We start from the raw sequence: 16,758 nt of genomic DNA on the forward strand, positions 1-16,758 counted from the left end.
CCGTGCAGGGTTTTGGAATTCACGCAAGCATGTGGGCCATGACGTGGGACCACGCGGGCGCAGAGCGGGCCATTGCCGGCGCAAGGAAGTACCAGCTGGGTTTCATTGAAATCCCGCTGCTCGATGCGCCGTCGGTTGACGCCGGGTACACGCGCGCTCTTCTCGAGAAGCATAATATCAGGGCAGCCTGCTCGCTTGTTCTGCCCGAGCCGGCATGGGCGTCGCGGCGACCCGACGCGGCGATCCTCCACCTGGAGACGGCAATCGACAAGGCGGCCGAGATGGGCGCCGAGGCTCTCACCGGCGTGACCTTCGGCGGCACCAATGAGCGAACCGGATCACTGCCAACTCAGGCGGAGTACGACAATGTGGCCCGTGCGCTGGAAGCGGCGGCGAGACGGGCGAAGTCCAGGGGCATTCAACTCGGCATCGAGGCCGTGAACCGATACGAAAACCATCTCATCAATACCGCGGCGCAGGCCGTGGCGCTGGTCGAGCGGATCGGAATGGACAACGTGTTCGTGCATCTCGACACGTTCCACATGAACATGGAGGAAAAGGGCGCCGCCAACGGCATCCTCGCGGCACGTGATCACCTGAAGTACATGCATATGTCGGAAAGCGATCGCGGTGCCCCCGGTGCCGGCAACGTGCCATGGGATCCGATCTTCGTCGCGCTTTCGGCAATCGGCTTCAAAGGCGCTCTGGTTCTCGAAAGCTTCGTCGGCATGCCGAAAGAGATGGCCGGCGATATCTCGACATGGCGTCCTGTGGCCCGCGACGAAGAGGAAGTCATGGGAGACGGTCTCTCGTTCCTGCGCGGCAAGGCGGCGCAATATGGAATGAAGGACTTCGGCGCATAGGCGTGAGGCCGGATGGAAGGGAGGAATTCCTTGAGCAAAATCGATGAAAACGCGAGCGAGATCGCCGCGGTCGCCGCTGAGCGTCTGTCGCGAAATGGCGGCAGGCGGGTTCTTGTCGCCATCGCCGGCGCTCCCGGATCGGGAAAGTCGACGCTTGCCGAAAAGGTCGTGCAGGGCCTCGAAGATAATCGGATCAACGCGGCTCTGTTCCCTATGGATGGCTATCACTACGATGACATCGTCCTGGAAAAGATGGGCCGGCGGCCGTTCAAGGGGGCCATCGATACGTTCGACGCCCACGGGTTTCGTCGAATGCTGGAGCGGCTCAAGGCCAACGAAGACGACGTCGTTGCCGTTCCCGTCTTCGATCGATCGATCGAGATCGCCCGAGCCGGTGGAAGTCTGATCCCCCAGGCGACCGAGATTATCGTCTGCGAGGGGAATTACCTGCTTTCCCGCCAGGCGCCATGGGACAGGCTCAAGCCGATTTTCGACTTCACGGTCTTTGTCGATGTCAGCGAGGACAATCTGCGCAAACGGCTCCAGCACCGTTGGCGGTCCTATGGTCTCGATCCAAAGGAAATCAATCGCAAGGTCGAAGAGAACGATCTGCCGAATGGCCTTGCCATCATATCGGGCAGCGCCGAGCCCGACCGACGCATCGACAACAACTAATTCGCGACGTCGGACCTGATGCATTGCGGCTGTCACCGTCTTCGTCGGTGCCTTCCGCCTGCCCGCCACCAACCAAAGATAGCTGAAACCTCAAGGAGGCTCTTATGAAACACGGTATCTACTACTCCTACTGGGAACACGAATGGAGCGCGAAGTTCGGCCCTTACGTCGAGAAGGTGGCGAAGCTCGGGTTCGACGTGATCGAAGTCGCCGCGCATCATATCAACGAATACAGCGATGCCGACCTCGCGGCGATCAAGCAAAGCGCCAAGGACAACGGCATCATCCTGACGGCCGGTATCGGTCCTTCCAAGACGAAGAACCTGTCATCGCCCGATGCCGACGTGCGCAAGGCCGGCAAGGCCTTCTTCGAGCAGACGCTTGCGAACGTCGCCAAGCTTGACATCAAGTCGATCGGCGGCGCGCTGCACTCCTACTGGCCGGTCGACTATTCGCAGCCGGTCGACAAGGTCGGCGACCGTGCGCGCGGTGTCGAAGGCATTCACGGGATCGCGGACTTCGCGAACAACCTTGGTATCAACCTTTGCATCGAGGTGCTGAACCGGTTTGAAAACCATGTGCTGAACACCGCCGCTGAAGGTGTTGCCTTCGTGAAGGACGTCGGCAAGCCGAACGTCAAGGTGATGCTCGACACCTTCCATATGAACATCGAAGAAGACAGCTTCGGCGATGCCATCCGTACAGCCGGACCGCTGCTCGGGCATTTCCACACCGGTGAAAGCAACCGCCGCGTACCCGGAAAGGGCAGGATTCCGTGGCACGAAATCGGCCTCGCGCTGCGTGAGATAAACTACACAGGTGCCGTCGTGATGGAGCCGTTCGTCAAGACCGGTGGCACGATCGGGTCCGATATTCGCGTGTGGCGCGATCTCACGGATGGCGCGGACGAGGCCAAGATGGACGAGGATGCGCGCAATTCTCTCGCGTTCTCGCGTTTCGTGCTCGGAGGCTGAGATCGACTGTGCCATCCCGACCGAAGCCCGATGTCACGTCGAGCGGAATGAGGGGTGATAGGGGTCTGGATCGGCTCGCGCGGGTCGGGGCTGCCGGCGGAACGGGAAAGCAGGCCAAGGGCTGCTCCGTCCTGCCGGCCGGCGCCAGGTGAGCTCAATTCCTGCTGGTGACCCCTCCCGATAGTTCAAAGTCGAACATGCGTTGCGTTACGAGAGCCGCGGCGCCGCGCGCCCAGGAGTTGTCCTTCCAGTCCAGCAGCAGGGGAGGCGGTGATCGGAAAGCCCCCTCGGCGAGTGCATGCCGAAGCGGGCGCAGGAAGTGATCGCCCAGGGAGACAGCCTCTCCGCCGGCAACGATGACCTCCGGATCGGTGATGTTGGTGATATTGGCGAGCGCCGTTCCGATCGAGCGGCCCGCCTCCTCGACGAGGCCGACGACGACGGGATCTGCCGCTGCAAGCGCGCTGCGCAACTCCGTTGGCCCCTTGTCTCGCCCCCCGTCGCCTCGCGCCAGCGCTGCACGACCGCCGCCTCGGAGTGGTAAGCCATCCGCTGACGCTGAAGCTGATCGCGCTCCTGAAGGACAAGGCGATCGGCGACGTCCGCATGATCAAGTCGAACTTCGGCTTCGCAAAGCCGTTCGAGAGGGATCATCGGCTGTTTGCCAATGATCTTGCCGGCGGCGGCATTCTCGATGTCGGCGGCTATCCGGTCTCGATGGCGCGGCTCGTCGCCGGCATCGGCGAACCGCATGGCATCATCGAGCCGGATCAGGTTTTCGCGGTCGGCCATCTCGGTTCGACCGGCGTCGACGAATGGAGTGCGGCCGTCCTGCGCTTCCCGAACGGTATCATCGCCGAAGTGTCCTGCTCGGCAAGTAACACTCAGGAGGAAAAAACGATGCGTAACGCGCTGATCGTCTGGGGCGGCTGGGAAGGCCACGAGCCCCAGCAATGCTCGACTATCGTCAGGGATCTCCTTGTGAAGGAGGGGTTCGACGTCATGGTCGAGCCGACGACGAGCATATTCGCCAGCTAAGATCTGCGGGATTTCAGTCTCATCGTGCCGATCGTGACCATGTCGAGGATCGAGAAAGACGAGGTAAAGGGTCTCGCGCAGGCGATCGAGAGTGGTGTTGGCTTTGCCGGCTATCATGGCGGCGCTGGCGACAGCTTCCGCGAATGCGTTGAGTATCAGTTTATCGTCGGCGGTCAGTGGGTTGCCCATCCCGGCAACATCATCGACTACACCGTCAACGTCACGCGCCCGGACGATCCCCTTATGGCGGATATAACTGATTTTCCCTACAGATCCGAGCAATATTACATGCATGTCGACCCGTCGAACGAGGTTCTGGCGATGACGACTTTCACTGGCGAACATGCATACTGGATCGATGGCGTCACCATGCCCGTCGTCTGGAAGCGCAGGTATGGCAAAGGCCGTGTCTTTTACTCGTCGCTCGGCCATGCCGCCAAGGAGTTCGATGTGCCGCAGATGTATGAGATATTCAGGCGCGGCGCCCTCTGGGCCGCAAGGTAAGGGGTGTGGCAGCCATCTCGGATGGGTGAGAGGCCGGTAAGCGCGTGGCTGCGATGCGCTTACCTTAGAACCGGCGGAATTTCGGATACGCTAGGCTCGAAGCTTCCGCGTTCGATCAGCTCGAACATTCTGGCCAGCATGGCCGGTACGTCCTGGCGCACCATCTCGATGTTGTCGCCGAGGAGGGCCACGAGCGGATCGTAGTCGAAGCAGCCGAGGGCGACGTCCTGTTCGCCGACAGGTCCGGCAAGCCGCACCCAGCGCAGGACACCTTCAAGGGTGATCGTCGAATTGACGAACATGCCTCTCGAAAACGGCAGACCGCTGGCGGCGCGCTCCTGAAGCGCGTTCTGCGCCTTTTCGGGGGCGTAGCCGCAGGCGATGACCCTGTCGTCACCGATATCTATGCCGTGGTCCGCATGCGCCTGGCGAAAGCCCCTCAGGCGTTCCATCGTGTTGTGATCGCCGCCGCGACCGCCGATGAACATCAGCGGCTCCATCGAGCCAAACCGCTGTTGGCAACTGGCGAGAATTCTCCGCGTCAGCTCCCGGGCGCCCGCGAAATTGTCGGAAATGACAGACGGGGCGAGCTTGCCGGGCAGGTCGAGGTTGATCGTGCGCACGCCGGCCGCGGCGCAAAGCTCGGTGATCCTGTCGGGGTCCGTGGCACCTGTCGCGATCACGCAGTCCACCTGATACGACAGCATCGCTCGAGCGGCCTCGATTTCGAGTGCCGGGTCGCGCCGTGTGCAGGTGATGAGTGGGAAGAGGCCCTTGTCGCGCGCCATGGTCTCGAACAGCTCGACGATCGAGCCGAAATAGCGGTTGTCGTATTTGGGAACGATCATGCCGATGATGTGCGACTTGTCGCGGCGCAGGAGACTGGCCTGCATGTTGAGCGCGTAACCCTGCTCCTCGGCGATGCGCATTATCTTCTCGGCGAGCTGCTTGCTGATGCGTCGCTTTTTCCAGTTTCCGTTCAGGACAACGCTGACCGCGCTCGCGGAAGTACCCGCGAGTTCAGCAAGATCGTAAATCGTCGTGCGCTTCTGCTGCTTGTCCAGACTCAAAATTCTCATCTCCTGTATCGGGCGCTAACTTGACATCAAACGAGAGAAGTGGCAAATCTAGCTTCATCGATTGAGCAAATGAGCTCAATCGATGATACGTGCCAGCTAGGAGGCTGGTACCGGGAGGTGATTTCGCAGCTATTGGTGGTCCTCCTGGCCGAGCGGCTCTCGTCGAGCCGCGGCTTGGGGCGATGACGCATCGCGCGTCAGGCCGATGTTGCGGCAATGGCCGAACCTTGTCGTTGGTCAATTAAGGAGGAGAACATGACCTATCGCAAACTTTCCCTGGCATCGGCGACCATGCTGATCGCGCTTGGCGGAGCAGCATTCGCCCAGGAAGCGTCCACGGTGGCGTTCCTGATGCCCGATCAGGCATCGACTCGCTATGAGCAGCACGATTTTCCGGGCTTCAAGGCCGAAATGGACAAACTGTGCGCGAAGTGCACCGTCGTCTATCAGAACGCCAATGGCGACGCGTCGTTGCAGCAGCAGCAGTTCAACTCGGTGATCGCGCAGGGCGCCAAGGTCGTCGTGCTCGACCCGGTCGACTCCGCCGCGGCCGCTGGCCTCGTGGAACTCGCCCAGTCCCAGGACGTCAAGGTCATCGCCTATGATCGCCCCATTCCCGACAAGCCGGCCGACTTCTACGTCTCCTTCGACAATGAAGGCATCGGCTACGCCATCGCCAAGTCGCTTGTCGAGCATCTGAAAAAAGCGGGCGTGCCTGACGGAGCCGGCGTGCTTGAGATCAACGGCTCGCCGACCGACGCGGCCGCCGGCCTCATTCGCGACGGCATCCATCGCGGCCTGAAGGAGTCCAAGTACAAGACGCTGGCCGAATTCGACACGCCGGAATGGGCGCCGCCGAAGGCGCAGGAATGGGCAGCCGGCCAGATCACGCGCTTCGGCGCCGATATCAAGGGCGTGGTTGCCGCCAATGACGGCACCGGCGGCGGCGCGATCGCCGCGTTCAAGGCGGCGGGCGTCAATCCCGTTCCGCCTGTTACCGGCAACGATGCGACGATCGCGGCACTGCAGCTCATCATTTCGGGCGACCAGTACAACACGATCTCCAAGCCCTCCGAGATCGTAGCGGCCGCGGCGGCACAGGTGGCGGTCCAGCTCATCAAGGGCGAGAAGCCGGAAGCCAAGACGACGCTCTACAACACGCCGTCGCAGCTCTTCATCCCGGCCGTCGTCACAGCGGAGAACATCAAGGCGGAAATCTTCGACAAGAAGATCCAGACGCCCGAGCAGATCTGCACCGGTGAATATGCCGAAGGCTGCAAGAAGCTCGGCATCGGCAACTAAGAGCTGATCCGCCACTCCGGCCGCACAGCGTGCGGCCGGTTTCTCAAGGACGTACAAAGGCCTTAAGCCATGAGCACCACAGCAAGCAATGTACCGGAGCGCGGGCAGCCCATCCTGCGACTGCGAAACGTGTCGAAGAACTTCGGTGCCGTCTCGGCACTGACCGATATCGAACTGGACGTCAAGGCGGGCGAGGTCGTCGCCCTGGTGGGAGATAACGGCGCCGGCAAGTCGACGCTGGTCAAGGTGCTGGCGGGGGTTCATCAACCTTCTTCCGGCTCGATCGAATTCTGCGGCCAGAGTGTTTCGCTCGACAGCCCCGGCAAGGCGCTGGAGCTTGGCATCGCCACCGTGTTTCAGGACCTGGCGCTCTGCGAGAACCTCGACGTCGTCGCCAACCTGTTTCTCGGGCATGAGCTCTCCCCTTGGGCGCTCGACGAGGTCGCGATGGAAGTTCGCGCCTGGACGCTGCTGAGAGAACTGGCCGCGCGCATCCCCTCCGTCAGGGAGCCGATCGCCTCGCTGTCGGGTGGCCAGCGCCAGACGGTGGCGATCGCCAGATCGCTTCTCCTCAATCCGAAGATCATCATGCTCGACGAGCCGACGGCGGCTCTCGGCGTCGCGCAGACGGCCGAGGTGCTCAATCTCATCGAGCGCGTCCGCGACCGGGGCCTCGGCGTCATCATCATCAGCCACAACATGGAAGACGTCCGCGCCGTCGCCGATCGCATCGTCGTGTTGCGGTTGGGCAGGAACAACGGCGTCTTCACGCCCGATGCCTCCAATCAGGAACTCGTGGCCTCGATCACGGGTGCCACGGAAAACTCCGTCTCGCGCCGTATCGAGCGCAAGACAGGCACGGCACAGGAAAACAGCGGGAGACCGGCATGAGCCAGAAACCATCCGATACAACACTCGCGCCAGCCACGACGCTCGACCGCAGCGACGAACGCGTCCGCCATGACGACAGCATGATGGCGATGGTCGGGGCCTTCATCGATCGCGTCAAATCAGGCGACCTCGGCATGCTTCCCGTCGCGGTCGGGCTGATCGTCATCTCCACGGTCTTCTCGCTGCTCAATCCGGTGTTTCTCGCACCCAACAACCTCGTCAACCTTCTCTTCGACTGCGCGACGGTCGGGATCATTTCGCTCGGCATCGTGTGTGTGTTGATGCTCGGCGAGATCGATCTCTCCGTCGGTTCGATGAGCGGCCTGTCGTCCGCCATTCTCGGTGTTCTCTGGGTGAACAACGGCGTCCCGTTCGCGGTTGCGATCATCGCCGCCATCGCGGCCGGCGCGGTCATCGGGACCGTCTACGCCGTGCTCTACAACCGGCTCGGAATGCCGAGCTTCGTCGCCACGCTCGCCGGCCTGCTGGCGCTGCTCGGCATGCAGCTCTATATCCTCGGCCCGAGCGGCAGCATCAACCTTCCCTATGCATCCCCGCTGGTCCGCTTCGGCCAGATCCTGGTGATGCCCGACTGGCTGTCTTATCTGCTCGCTCTGGTTCCGGGCGCCGTGATCATCGCCAAGGGCCTGCGGACCCGCCAGCAGCGCGCCGCCGTCAATCTGTCCTCGCAGCCTTTCGCCGCGACAGCGATCAAGGCCGTCGTGCTGACCGCGGCCCTTGAATTCGCGGTCTATTATCTCAACCTCGGTCGGGGCATTCCGTGGATGTTCGGCCTGTTCGTCGCCATCGCTGTGGTCCTGAACTATGGGCTGACGCGCACCCAATGGGGGCGCTCGATGTTCGCTGTCGGCGGCAATCGCGAAGCAGCACGGCGCGCCGGCATCAATGTTCGCCGCATCTATCTCAGCGCCTTCGTGCTTTGCTCGACGCTCGCGACCATCGGCGGCATCCTGTCGGCCTCGCGCCTTGCCTCGTCGAGCCAGCAGGCCGGCACCGGTGACGTCAACCTCAACGCTATCGCCGCCGCCGTCATCGGCGGGACGAGCCTCTTCGGCGGGCGTGGCAGCGCCTATTCCGCGCTGCTCGGGATCATCGTCATCCAGGCGATTTCCAATGGCCTGACGCTGCTCAACCTCAGTTCTTCGTTGCGCTACATGATCACGGGCGGCGTTCTCGCCATTGCCGTCATCGTCGATTCGCTTGCCCGCCGTTCCCGCGTCAGCCACGGCCGCGCCTGATCAAACTTCAAGGAGTAAATTCATGACCGACCTCATGAAAGGCAAAGTCGCCGCCATCACCGGTTCGGCCTCCGGCATCGGCCTCGAATGCGCCCGCACATTGCACGCCGAAGGTGCGACCGTCGTGCTCATCGACCGCGCCAAGGACAGACTGGATGAAATCTGTGGGGAGTTCGGCGAGCGTGCATTCCCTCTCGTCGTCGATCTGCTAGACGGCAAGCAACTCTCGGGCATTCTTCCCCGGATTCTGGAGATCGCCGGCAGGCTCGACATCTTCCACGCCAATGCCGGTGCGTATATCGGCGGGCCGGTCGCGGAAGGCGATCCGGATGCCTGGGATCGGATGCTCAAACTCAACATCAACGCCGCCTTCCGCTCCGTGCATGCCGTGCTGCCGCACATGATTGCCCAGAAGTCGGGCGACATCCTGTTCACCAGCTCGATCGCTGGCGTCGTCCCCGTGGTCTGGGAGCCGATCTACACCGCGTCGAAATTCGCGGTGCAGGCCTTCGTGCATTCGACGCGCCGCCAGGTCGCTCAGCACGGCGTGCGTGTCGGCGCCGTCCTGCCGGGTCCTGTCGTCACCGCGCTGCTCGATGACTGGCCGAAGGCGAAGATGGAAGAGGCGCTCGCCAATGGAAGCCTGATGCAGCCCAAGGAAGTCGCCGACTGCGTGCTCTTCATGCTGTCGCGGCCGCGCAACGTCACCATCCGCGACCTGGTGATCCTCCCCAACAGCGTCGACCTCTAGATACAGTGAGGTCCGCGCGGTGCGCGGGCGTCAGCCATTCATGCCAGAAAGATGAGAGACCATGAGCGACGAAGTCCAAACACCGCGCTACGTGATCGGCGTTGACGTCGGCACCGGAAGCGCGCGCGCGGGAGTGTTCGATCTTGGAGGACGGATGCTGGCCTCCGCCAAGCGCGACATCTCGCTTTACCGCGAGGTGGGATCGATCGTCGAACAGTCGAGCAACGAAATCTGGCGGGCGGTCTGCGAGGCGGTGCGTCAGTCCATTTCCGATGCCGGGGTGACCCCGGAGGCGATCGTCGGATTGGGCTTCGACGCCACCTGCTCGCTGGTCGTCCTCGGTGATCAGGGCAAGCCTTTGCCCGTCGGCCCATCCGAGGACCCGGAGCGCAACATCATCGTCTGGATGGATCACAGGGCGGTTTCCCAGGCGGAGCGGATCAATGCCTTCGGCCATGCGGTGCTGCGCTATGTCGGCGGCCGCATCTCTCCGGAGATGGAGACGCCCAAGCTGCTATGGCTGAAGGAGAACCGGCCCGACGTGTTCGACGCGGCCTGGCAGTTCTTCGACCTCGCCGACTTCCTGACCTGGCGCGCCACCGGCGACCTGTCGCGATCCACCTGCACGGTAACCTGCAAATGGACCTATCTCGCCCATGAGCAGCGCTGGGACCCGACATATTTCGAAGAGATTGGTCTCGGCTCACTGGCCAAAGAAGGGTTTGCCCGCATCGGCCAGACGATCGTCGAGCCGGGCTCGGCGCTTGGCGGCGGCCTGACGTCGGTTGCAGCGGCAGAACTCGGGCTGCTGCCGGGGACGGCGGTTGCGGCCGGATTGATCGATGCGCATGCCGGCGGGATCGGGACGGTCGGCTTCGGCGGCGGGCCGACGGCCAATCTCGGCTATGTCTTCGGCACCTCGTCGTGCACGATGACATCGACCGTCGAACCGGCCTTCGTGCAGGGCGTTTGGGGGCCTTACTATTCGGCGATGGTTCCGGGGCTCTGGCTCAACGAAGGCGGGCAGAGTGCCGCCGGCGCGGCGATCGAACAGCTTCTCTCATTTCATCCCGCAGCCGCCGAAGCGACAGGGATCGCAAAAGACAAGGGCCAACCGCTTCCCGTCATGCTTGCCGACCTCGCCGCCGACGCGGCGGGGGACGACGCGATCTCGCTCGTGACAGGTCTCCACGTCGTCCCCGAGTTCCTGGGCAACCGTGCGCCTCTTGCCGATCCGCACGCCCGCGCGCTCATCGCAGGCCTCGACATGGAGCGCGATATCGACAGCCTCGTCCGGCTCTATGTGGCGGGGCTCTACGGCATCGGTTACGGCCTCAGGCAGATCATCGACGCGCAGGCGGAGGCGGGTGTCGAGATCGATACCGTCGTCATCAGCGGCGGGGCCGGGCAGCAAGACTTTGTCCGTCAGCTCCTGGCGGACGCCTGTGGCAAGCCCCTCGTCGCAACGTCGGCTGATGAACCGGTCTTGCTGGGCGCGGCGATCCTCGGCGCTGTCGCCAGCGGCAGTTACCGCGATGTCCGCGAAGCGATGTCCATGTTGACGATGGTCGACGGAACGTTCACGCCGGCAGCGGGCGCGACGGCCGATATTCACCGGAAAAGATATGACGCTTTCAAGCTGCTGCAGCTGTTGGGCCAGCAAGTGCGGGATTGCTGACAGCCTGTGAAGGAGAGCGCGTGGCGTTCAAGTTGTCATCCACCGTACACGAACCGGGCATAGAATTGTGCCAATCGGGGAGTGACGCATGCACGGTCGCGCCAATCTTACTGCCATAAGGCTGATGGATGCCTGCGAGCATCTGCTCTGCGAATCCGAAACGGTGGACGACCTGACGGCGCGGCGCATCGCCATCGAGGCGCATGCGACGCCGTCCGCGATTGTCTATCACTTCGGATCGCAGGAAGCGCTGATTTCCGCCGTGGCCGAGCGCGTTTATCGCCGGCTGAACGCCGAACGTCTCAGCCTGCTTCGGAAGGCCGTCGACCGTCGCGCGCCGGAGCCCGCCGATCTGGCGGAGATCATCGCGGCCCTTGTCGGTCCTTCCATCCGCTGGAGCCTCGATCCCAGTTCGAGCTATGCAGTGCTGTCGCATTTCACGTCGATGGTGAAAACGCACCGCGAGGAAGCGCCGCATCATCGCCGGATCACCGGCAACGTCGAACACCACCGCGCCTTTATCCCGCACCTGAAACGGATCGCGCCCTGGCTCGACGACGTCGAAATCGGCTGGCGCCTCAATTGCGCGCTCGGCATCCGCTCGCAGGTGACGCGTTCGCGGTCGAGGACCGAGCTTCTCACCAACTTCAGCATGAATCTCGACGATCCCGAGCTGGTCATAGCCCGGATGACGGAGGTGATCGCGCCGATGTTTCGCAAGCCGATCTGACCTGCCTCCCACAATTCGAACGGCATTCGAAATCCGTCACGACCGGGAAACAAACCGCTCCTATCGATCCTCCTGACGAAACTGCCATTCAGGAGGCATCCGATGCGCCGCGAAACCACCTTCATCCATCTTACCGACCTGCACATCGGCACCGCCGATGACAGCCATCTGCATTCGGACACGACAGAGACGCTGCACCAGGTGCTCGATCTCGTCGCAACCGTCACGCCGAAGCCGCAATTCGTCATCGCCAGCGGCGACCTGACGAACCGCGGCGATGCGGAAAGCTTCCGGCGGCTGAAGGAGATTATGGACGCCAAGATCGACGTGCCGATCGTCTATGCGCTCGGCAACCACGATACCCGCCCGGGCTTCTATGAAGGCATGGCTGTCGAATCAGCCGATCTGGATGCGCCTTACGATCACGACACGATCATCGACGGCATCCATATCGTCACGATCGATTCCACGACGCCCGGCCTTATCGGCGGCACGATCGAACCGGAACAGTTCGACTGGCTCGCGGCAACGCTCGACAAGCATCTGGAGCTACCGAAGCTGATCGTCGTCCACCATCCGCCGGCACTCGGCGAAGAGGCCGATGCGACCCACTGGCGCACCATCCACTTCCCGCAGTCCGAACGTTTCCGCGAATTGCTGAAGGGCCGCAACATCATCGGTATCCTCAGCGGCCATATCCATCATGATCGCGTCTCCGTCTGGCATGGCATTCCTGTCGTCGTCGGCACCGGCCAGCACGCTGCCACCGACATCCTGCGCACCGACATCCTGCGGATGGTGCGCGGCGCCTCCTTCGGCATCGGCACCATCCGTCCGTCCGGCCTGACCATGGCCTTCGTGCCGCTGCCGTCCGATCGCGCCGAACTCAATACTTATCCACTCGAACTTCTGATGGCCCGGGCAATGCCCGTCGCCGCCGAATAATCTCACTCCTGGAGCCACGCAACATGCTGCGCAGAACCACTCTCAAGCTGATGGCGACGCTGACCGCCGCCTCGATGCTGCCCTTCGGCGCTTTCGCCGAAATGCCGGCAACCATCGACAAGCCGGTGACGATCACCTTCTACAACTACAACCTTGCCTCCGCGGGCGTTGGCCAGGAAGCGACGAAGGAACTGATCGCCGGATTCGAGAAGAAGTTTCCGAACGTCAAGGTCGAGCCGATCGCCGTTCCCTCCAACGAAATCATCACCCGCGTGCAGGCCGATATCGTCGCCGGCAAACAGCCTGATGTGGCCCAGCTCGTCTTCCGCGACCTGATTTTTATCGCTAGCGATCTCGGCGGCAACGCACTCGAGGACATGGTCCCGGAGGCCGAGCTGAAGGACCAATTTTCGGGCATGATCCCGAAGGGTCTCGAACTCGGCAAGGTCGATGGCAAGACCTACGGTCTCGCCTATACCTTCTCGACGCCGATCATGTTCTACAATGCCGATCTCTTCAAGCAGGCCGGCCTCGATCCGAACGCCCCGCCGAAGACCTGGGCCGACGTCGCGGCCGCCGGCAAGGCGATCAAGGAAAGGACCGGCAAGAACGGCTTCTTCCCGGGCGCCTATGGCCCGACGGACGGCACGTTCGTCTACCAGGCGATCGTCATGTCGAACGGCGGCAAGGTGCGCGACGGCAATACACTGACCTTCGCCGAGGAAAACGCGGCTGAAGCCGTCAAGACCCTGCGCGACATGGTGACCAGCGGCGCCCATGCCAAGATCGATCCCGCCAGCGCCTCCGACACGTTCGCGGCCGGCAACATGGGCATGTTCCTCTATACGAGCGCGCTTCTCTCCAGCGTCAAGAAATCGGCCGCCGGCAAATTTGACCTGAGGCTCGCACCCATGCCGTCCTTCGGCGACAAGCCGACGGCGCCGACAAATTCCGGCAGTGCGCTTTTCGTCTTCAGCAAGGATCCGGTCAAGCAGCGCGCTTCTTATGAACTCCTGAAGTACCTGACCAGCCGGGAAGCCTATACGATCATCACCAGCAAGATCGGTTACCTGCCGCTGCGCCTCGATATCGTCGACGATCCCAACCAGCTGGGACCGTGGCTGAAGGAGAACCCGATGTTCCGCTCCAACCTGGAACAGCTGGACCGCATCACCGCGAACATGGCCTTCCCCGGCTCGAACTACCGTCAGGTCGAGAAGATGATGATGGACTCGGTTCGTGAAGCCGTCTTCGGCAATGGCGACCCGATCGCCACGCTCAAGACAGCGCAGGAACAGGCTCAGGATCTGATGCCCTGATTGGCGACAGCCCCTGACCGTGGAAACGGCCTGTCGGTGACGCGGCGTTTTCCGCAGGCCTGACATCACGAGGAAAGAATGCCGGGCGGGCACGCGTGTTTCGCCCGGCATCCGAAGACCATCCGGATGGACCCGATGACCGATATTCAGGCCGATTTCGCCAGACCCATGACGATCGCCCGCGCGCCGGCAAGAGCCCGCCGCCAGCGCGAGCCCTTCACCATTTCGCCCTGGCTCTATCTCACCCCGGCGCTCGTTCTGCTGTTCGTCTGGACCTATATCCCGCTGGTCGAGACCTTCCAGCTGTCCTTCTATCAATGGAACATGCTGCCCAGCGCCACGCCGCGCTATGTGGGCCTGAAGAATTACGAGCGCCTGATGGCGCTGCCGGACATGCGCAACGCGCTCTGGAATACGCTCTACTACATCCTCGGCCTCTTCCCGATGTCGGTGATCATCCCGCTCTTCGTGGCGATCTGGACGCAGGACCTCACCGGCCGCGCCCGGATGATCTATCGCGGCCTGATCTTCGTGCCGATGATCGTCGCGCCGGTCGTCGCGGCCATTCTCTGGCGCTGGCTTTTGAACGAGGATCAGGGTCTGATCATGCTTGGCCTGGAACAATTGGGCTTTGGCCGCATAGGCTTCCTCACCGATCCGACCTACGCGCTGGCGACACTGACCTGGATCACCGGCTGGAAGCTGATCGGTTTTTCGACGCTGCTTTTTTCAGCCGCCAATGCCGGCATCAACCCTTCCTACATCGAGGCGGCGCGCATCGACGGCGCGAGCCGCTGGGGGATCATTCGCGATATCCGCCTGCCGTTGCTTTCGCCCACCATCCTGCTGCTGTCGATGATGACCATCCTGTTCGGGGCGCAGTGGAGTTTTGCCTATATCAACGTGCTGACCAATGGCGGCCCGCTGAAATCCACCACCAACATCTTCTACCTGCTCTGGGAATACGGCTTCGAGACCATGTCCGCCGGCTGGAGTTCGGCAGCCGGCATGATCGTCTTCCTCGGCTTCGCCATTCTCGCCGCGGGCTGCATGTGGCTGACCAAAAGGTTCGCGGTCTATGACAATTGAAGCTTCACACGATCATCAGCCGCTCGTCTCGCTGAACGGGAATACCGGAAAGGTCCGCCGCGTCGCCGTGCATGCGGTGATGATCCTGCCCTCGTTCCTGTCGATCTTCCCGATCTACTGGATGATCGTCACGTCGCTCAGGCCGGAAAACGAAATCTTCTCGACGGCCGTATGGCCGGCCAATCCGACGCTCGAGAACTACGTTTTCGTGCTGACCCGCATCCCGATGCTGCAGATGCTGTTCAACACCACGGTCGTCGCGGCGGCGACGGCGGCGCTGCAGGTGGTGACCGGCCTGTTCGCGGCTTACGCGCTGGTGCGCTGGCGGATGCGGCTTTCCGGCGTCATCCACGGTCTGATCGCACTCTCCTGGCTCGTTCCTTTCCAGGTCACGATGATCCCGAACTACGTGCTCGCGTCACGTCTCGGGCTGCTCGACACGCTGACGGGCCTCATCCTGCCGAATGCCAGCCACGCTTTCGCGGTCCTTTTGCTCTATCATGCCATGCGCTCCTTTCCGACCGAGATCGTCGAAGCAGCGCGCATCGACGGGGCGCGGAGCTGGAAGATCCTCTGGCAGATCGTCGCGCCGAACATGGGGGCTCCGATCGCCTCGCTGTCGATCATCGCTTTCATCTCCGCCTGGAACGAATATTTCTGGCCGCTGCTCCTCTCCCGCAAGCCGGAAAACTCCGTCGTCCAGATCGGCCTGCAGATGTTCATGACCCAGGAGGGCAATCTCTGGGGACCGCTGATGGCGGCCGCGGCGCTCGCCAGCCTGCCGATCCTGATCATCTACCTCGTCTTGCAGCGCCACGTCATCGAATCCTTCATGAAATCCGGAATCCGCTGAAAATGTTCATCTATAACCGACTGATCGCTCTCGAAGGCGCACACAATGTCCGTGATCTCGGCGGCTACCGGACCGCCGGCGGCAACTCGACCCGCTGGCGCTCCATATTGCGCGGCGACGCCCTGCATGATCTGAGCGCGGCCGATATCGAAGCGCTGCTCGGCCATGGCCTTGCAACGGTCATCGACCTGCGCAATGCGCATGAGATCGCCGCGCAGGCCAACCCCTTCGTCGGTCATGACCGTGTGCGCTATCACAACACGCCGGTATTTTCGGCGCTCGCCCCGGTCGAGATGATGGCCGAAGCAAGCCTCAGCTTCGACATGGGCGACCGCTATTGCCAGGCGATCGACAAATGCCGGCCGGCGATCGCCGAAGTGCTGAACATCATCGCGGAAGCGCCGGACGGCGCCGTGCTCTTCCACTGCAGCGCCGGCAAGGACCGGACCGGTGTCATTGCCGCCCTGCTGCTGGCGAATGCGGGCGTCGACGAGACGACGATTATCGAGGACTACGCGTTGACCGCAACGATTTCCGGCCCGCTGATCGCCAGGCTGCGCCAGCGCGCACTCGACCGAGGCATGTCTTCCACCCTGATCGATATCGTGCTCGCCTCCGAACCAAGGAGCATGCGACAGGCGCTCGACCACATCCGCCTGCATTACGGCAGCGTCCCGGATTATCTGCGCCTGCTTGGCGTGGATGAAGCACAGGTGTCGCGCCTGAAGGCCCGCCTTTCCTGACACTGCCGCAGACCCACGGCCGCTCGCCGTCATTCGGTCGCGTGCCCGCAGGCGCGACGATAATA

Annotated in this window: 15 protein-coding genes and 2 pseudogenes; 15 read left to right on the forward strand and 2 right to left on the reverse strand. The window is 62.5% G+C overall.

Going from position 1 to position 16,758, the window contains the following annotated elements; genetic code table 11:
- Window positions 1-2 precede the first annotated feature (2 nt).
- The 3 genes from GGQ67_RS02745 to GGQ67_RS02755 all read left to right on the forward strand — a co-directional run bounded on the left by GGQ67_RS02745 (window position 3) and on the right by GGQ67_RS02755 (window position 2,512).
- Window positions 3-863 (forward strand): TIM barrel protein, encoded by an 861-nt coding sequence (locus tag GGQ67_RS02745; protein WP_183898633.1) that lies wholly within the window; start codon window positions 3-5, stop codon window positions 861-863.
- A 30-nt stretch (window positions 864-893) separates the two neighbouring features.
- Window positions 894-1,538, forward strand: a complete 645-nt coding sequence (locus tag GGQ67_RS02750) for a nucleoside/nucleotide kinase family protein (protein ID WP_183898634.1) — start codon at window positions 894-896, stop codon at window positions 1,536-1,538.
- A 104-nt stretch (window positions 1,539-1,642) separates the two neighbouring features.
- Window positions 1,643-2,512, forward strand: a complete 870-nt coding sequence (locus tag GGQ67_RS02755; RefSeq protein WP_183898635.1) for a D-psicose 3-epimerase — start codon at window positions 1,643-1,645, stop codon at window positions 2,510-2,512.
- 154 nt (window positions 2,513-2,666) lie between these two features.
- On the opposite strand, the pseudogene GGQ67_RS25215 reads toward GGQ67_RS02755, so the two are convergent.
- Window positions 2,667-3,061, reverse strand: a pseudogene (locus GGQ67_RS25215) (ROK family protein); the annotation flags it as partial.
- Here GGQ67_RS25215 and GGQ67_RS25635 point away from each other — a divergent pair.
- A pseudogene (locus tag GGQ67_RS25635) lies at window positions 3,050-4,054 on the forward strand (ThuA domain-containing protein). The pseudogenes GGQ67_RS25215 and GGQ67_RS25635 overlap by 12 nt on opposite strands.
- A 59-nt stretch (window positions 4,055-4,113) precedes the next feature.
- Here the strand turns inward: GGQ67_RS25635 and GGQ67_RS02770 are convergent.
- Window positions 4,114-5,124, reverse strand: coding sequence for a LacI family DNA-binding transcriptional regulator (locus tag GGQ67_RS02770; protein WP_183898636.1), 1,011 nt, complete (start codon window positions 5,122-5,124; stop codon window positions 4,114-4,116).
- A 264-nt stretch (window positions 5,125-5,388) separates the two neighbouring features.
- On the opposite strand from GGQ67_RS02770, the gene GGQ67_RS02775 reads away from it, so the two are divergent.
- The 11 genes from GGQ67_RS02775 to GGQ67_RS02825 all read left to right on the forward strand — a co-directional run bounded on the left by GGQ67_RS02775 (window position 5,389) and on the right by GGQ67_RS02825 (window position 16,693).
- Complete coding sequence (locus GGQ67_RS02775; RefSeq protein ID WP_183898637.1) at window positions 5,389-6,435, forward strand: ABC transporter substrate-binding protein; 1,047 nt, start codon at window positions 5,389-5,391, stop codon at window positions 6,433-6,435.
- A 69-nt stretch (window positions 6,436-6,504) separates the two neighbouring features.
- The gene (locus GGQ67_RS02780) at window positions 6,505-7,326 is read left to right on the forward strand and encodes an ATP-binding cassette domain-containing protein (protein WP_037179379.1); all 822 of its coding nucleotides are present in this window, start codon (window positions 6,505-6,507) and stop codon (window positions 7,324-7,326) included.
- Window positions 7,323-8,585 (forward strand): sugar ABC transporter permease, encoded by a 1,263-nt coding sequence (locus tag GGQ67_RS02785; RefSeq protein ID WP_183898638.1) that lies wholly within the window; start codon window positions 7,323-7,325, stop codon window positions 8,583-8,585. Before GGQ67_RS02780 ends, GGQ67_RS02785 begins: the two co-directional genes overlap by 4 nt.
- A 22-nt stretch (window positions 8,586-8,607) precedes the next feature.
- On the forward strand, window positions 8,608-9,336 hold the full coding sequence (locus GGQ67_RS02790) for an SDR family oxidoreductase (protein WP_183898639.1): 729 nt from the start codon (window positions 8,608-8,610) through the stop codon (window positions 9,334-9,336).
- Window positions 9,337-9,397: 61 nt separating this feature from the next.
- Window positions 9,398-11,014, forward strand: coding sequence for an FGGY-family carbohydrate kinase (locus tag GGQ67_RS02795; protein WP_183898640.1), 1,617 nt, complete (start codon window positions 9,398-9,400; stop codon window positions 11,012-11,014).
- Between the two features lie 88 nt (window positions 11,015-11,102).
- On the forward strand, window positions 11,103-11,744 hold the full coding sequence (locus GGQ67_RS02800) for a TetR family transcriptional regulator (protein WP_183898641.1): 642 nt from the start codon (window positions 11,103-11,105) through the stop codon (window positions 11,742-11,744).
- A 102-nt stretch (window positions 11,745-11,846) separates the two neighbouring features.
- Entirely contained in the window at window positions 11,847-12,689 is an 843-nt protein-coding gene (locus GGQ67_RS02805; protein WP_183898642.1) for a metallophosphoesterase family protein, read from the forward strand.
- A 23-nt stretch (window positions 12,690-12,712) separates the two neighbouring features.
- Window positions 12,713-14,008, forward strand: coding sequence for an ABC transporter substrate-binding protein (locus GGQ67_RS02810; RefSeq protein ID WP_183898643.1), 1,296 nt, complete (start codon window positions 12,713-12,715; stop codon window positions 14,006-14,008).
- A gap of 135 nt (window positions 14,009-14,143) precedes the next feature.
- The gene (locus tag GGQ67_RS02815) at window positions 14,144-15,097 is read left to right on the forward strand and encodes a carbohydrate ABC transporter permease (protein ID WP_183898644.1); all 954 of its coding nucleotides are present in this window, start codon (window positions 14,144-14,146) and stop codon (window positions 15,095-15,097) included.
- The gene (locus GGQ67_RS02820; protein WP_183898645.1) at window positions 15,087-15,950 is read left to right on the forward strand and encodes a carbohydrate ABC transporter permease; all 864 of its coding nucleotides are present in this window, start codon (window positions 15,087-15,089) and stop codon (window positions 15,948-15,950) included. The genes GGQ67_RS02815 and GGQ67_RS02820 overlap by 11 nt, the downstream gene beginning before the upstream one ends.
- Window positions 15,951-15,952: 2 nt before the next feature.
- Window positions 15,953-16,693 carry a tyrosine-protein phosphatase gene (locus GGQ67_RS02825; protein WP_183898646.1) on the forward strand — a complete coding sequence of 247 codons (741 nt, stop codon included), beginning with the start codon at window positions 15,953-15,955 and terminating at the stop codon, window positions 16,691-16,693.
- Window positions 16,694-16,758 lie beyond the last annotated feature (65 nt).

Origin of the sequence: Rhizobium metallidurans (assembly GCF_014196505.1) — a bacterium.
Taxonomy (GTDB): domain Bacteria; phylum Pseudomonadota; class Alphaproteobacteria; order Rhizobiales; family Rhizobiaceae; genus Rhizobium; species Rhizobium metallidurans.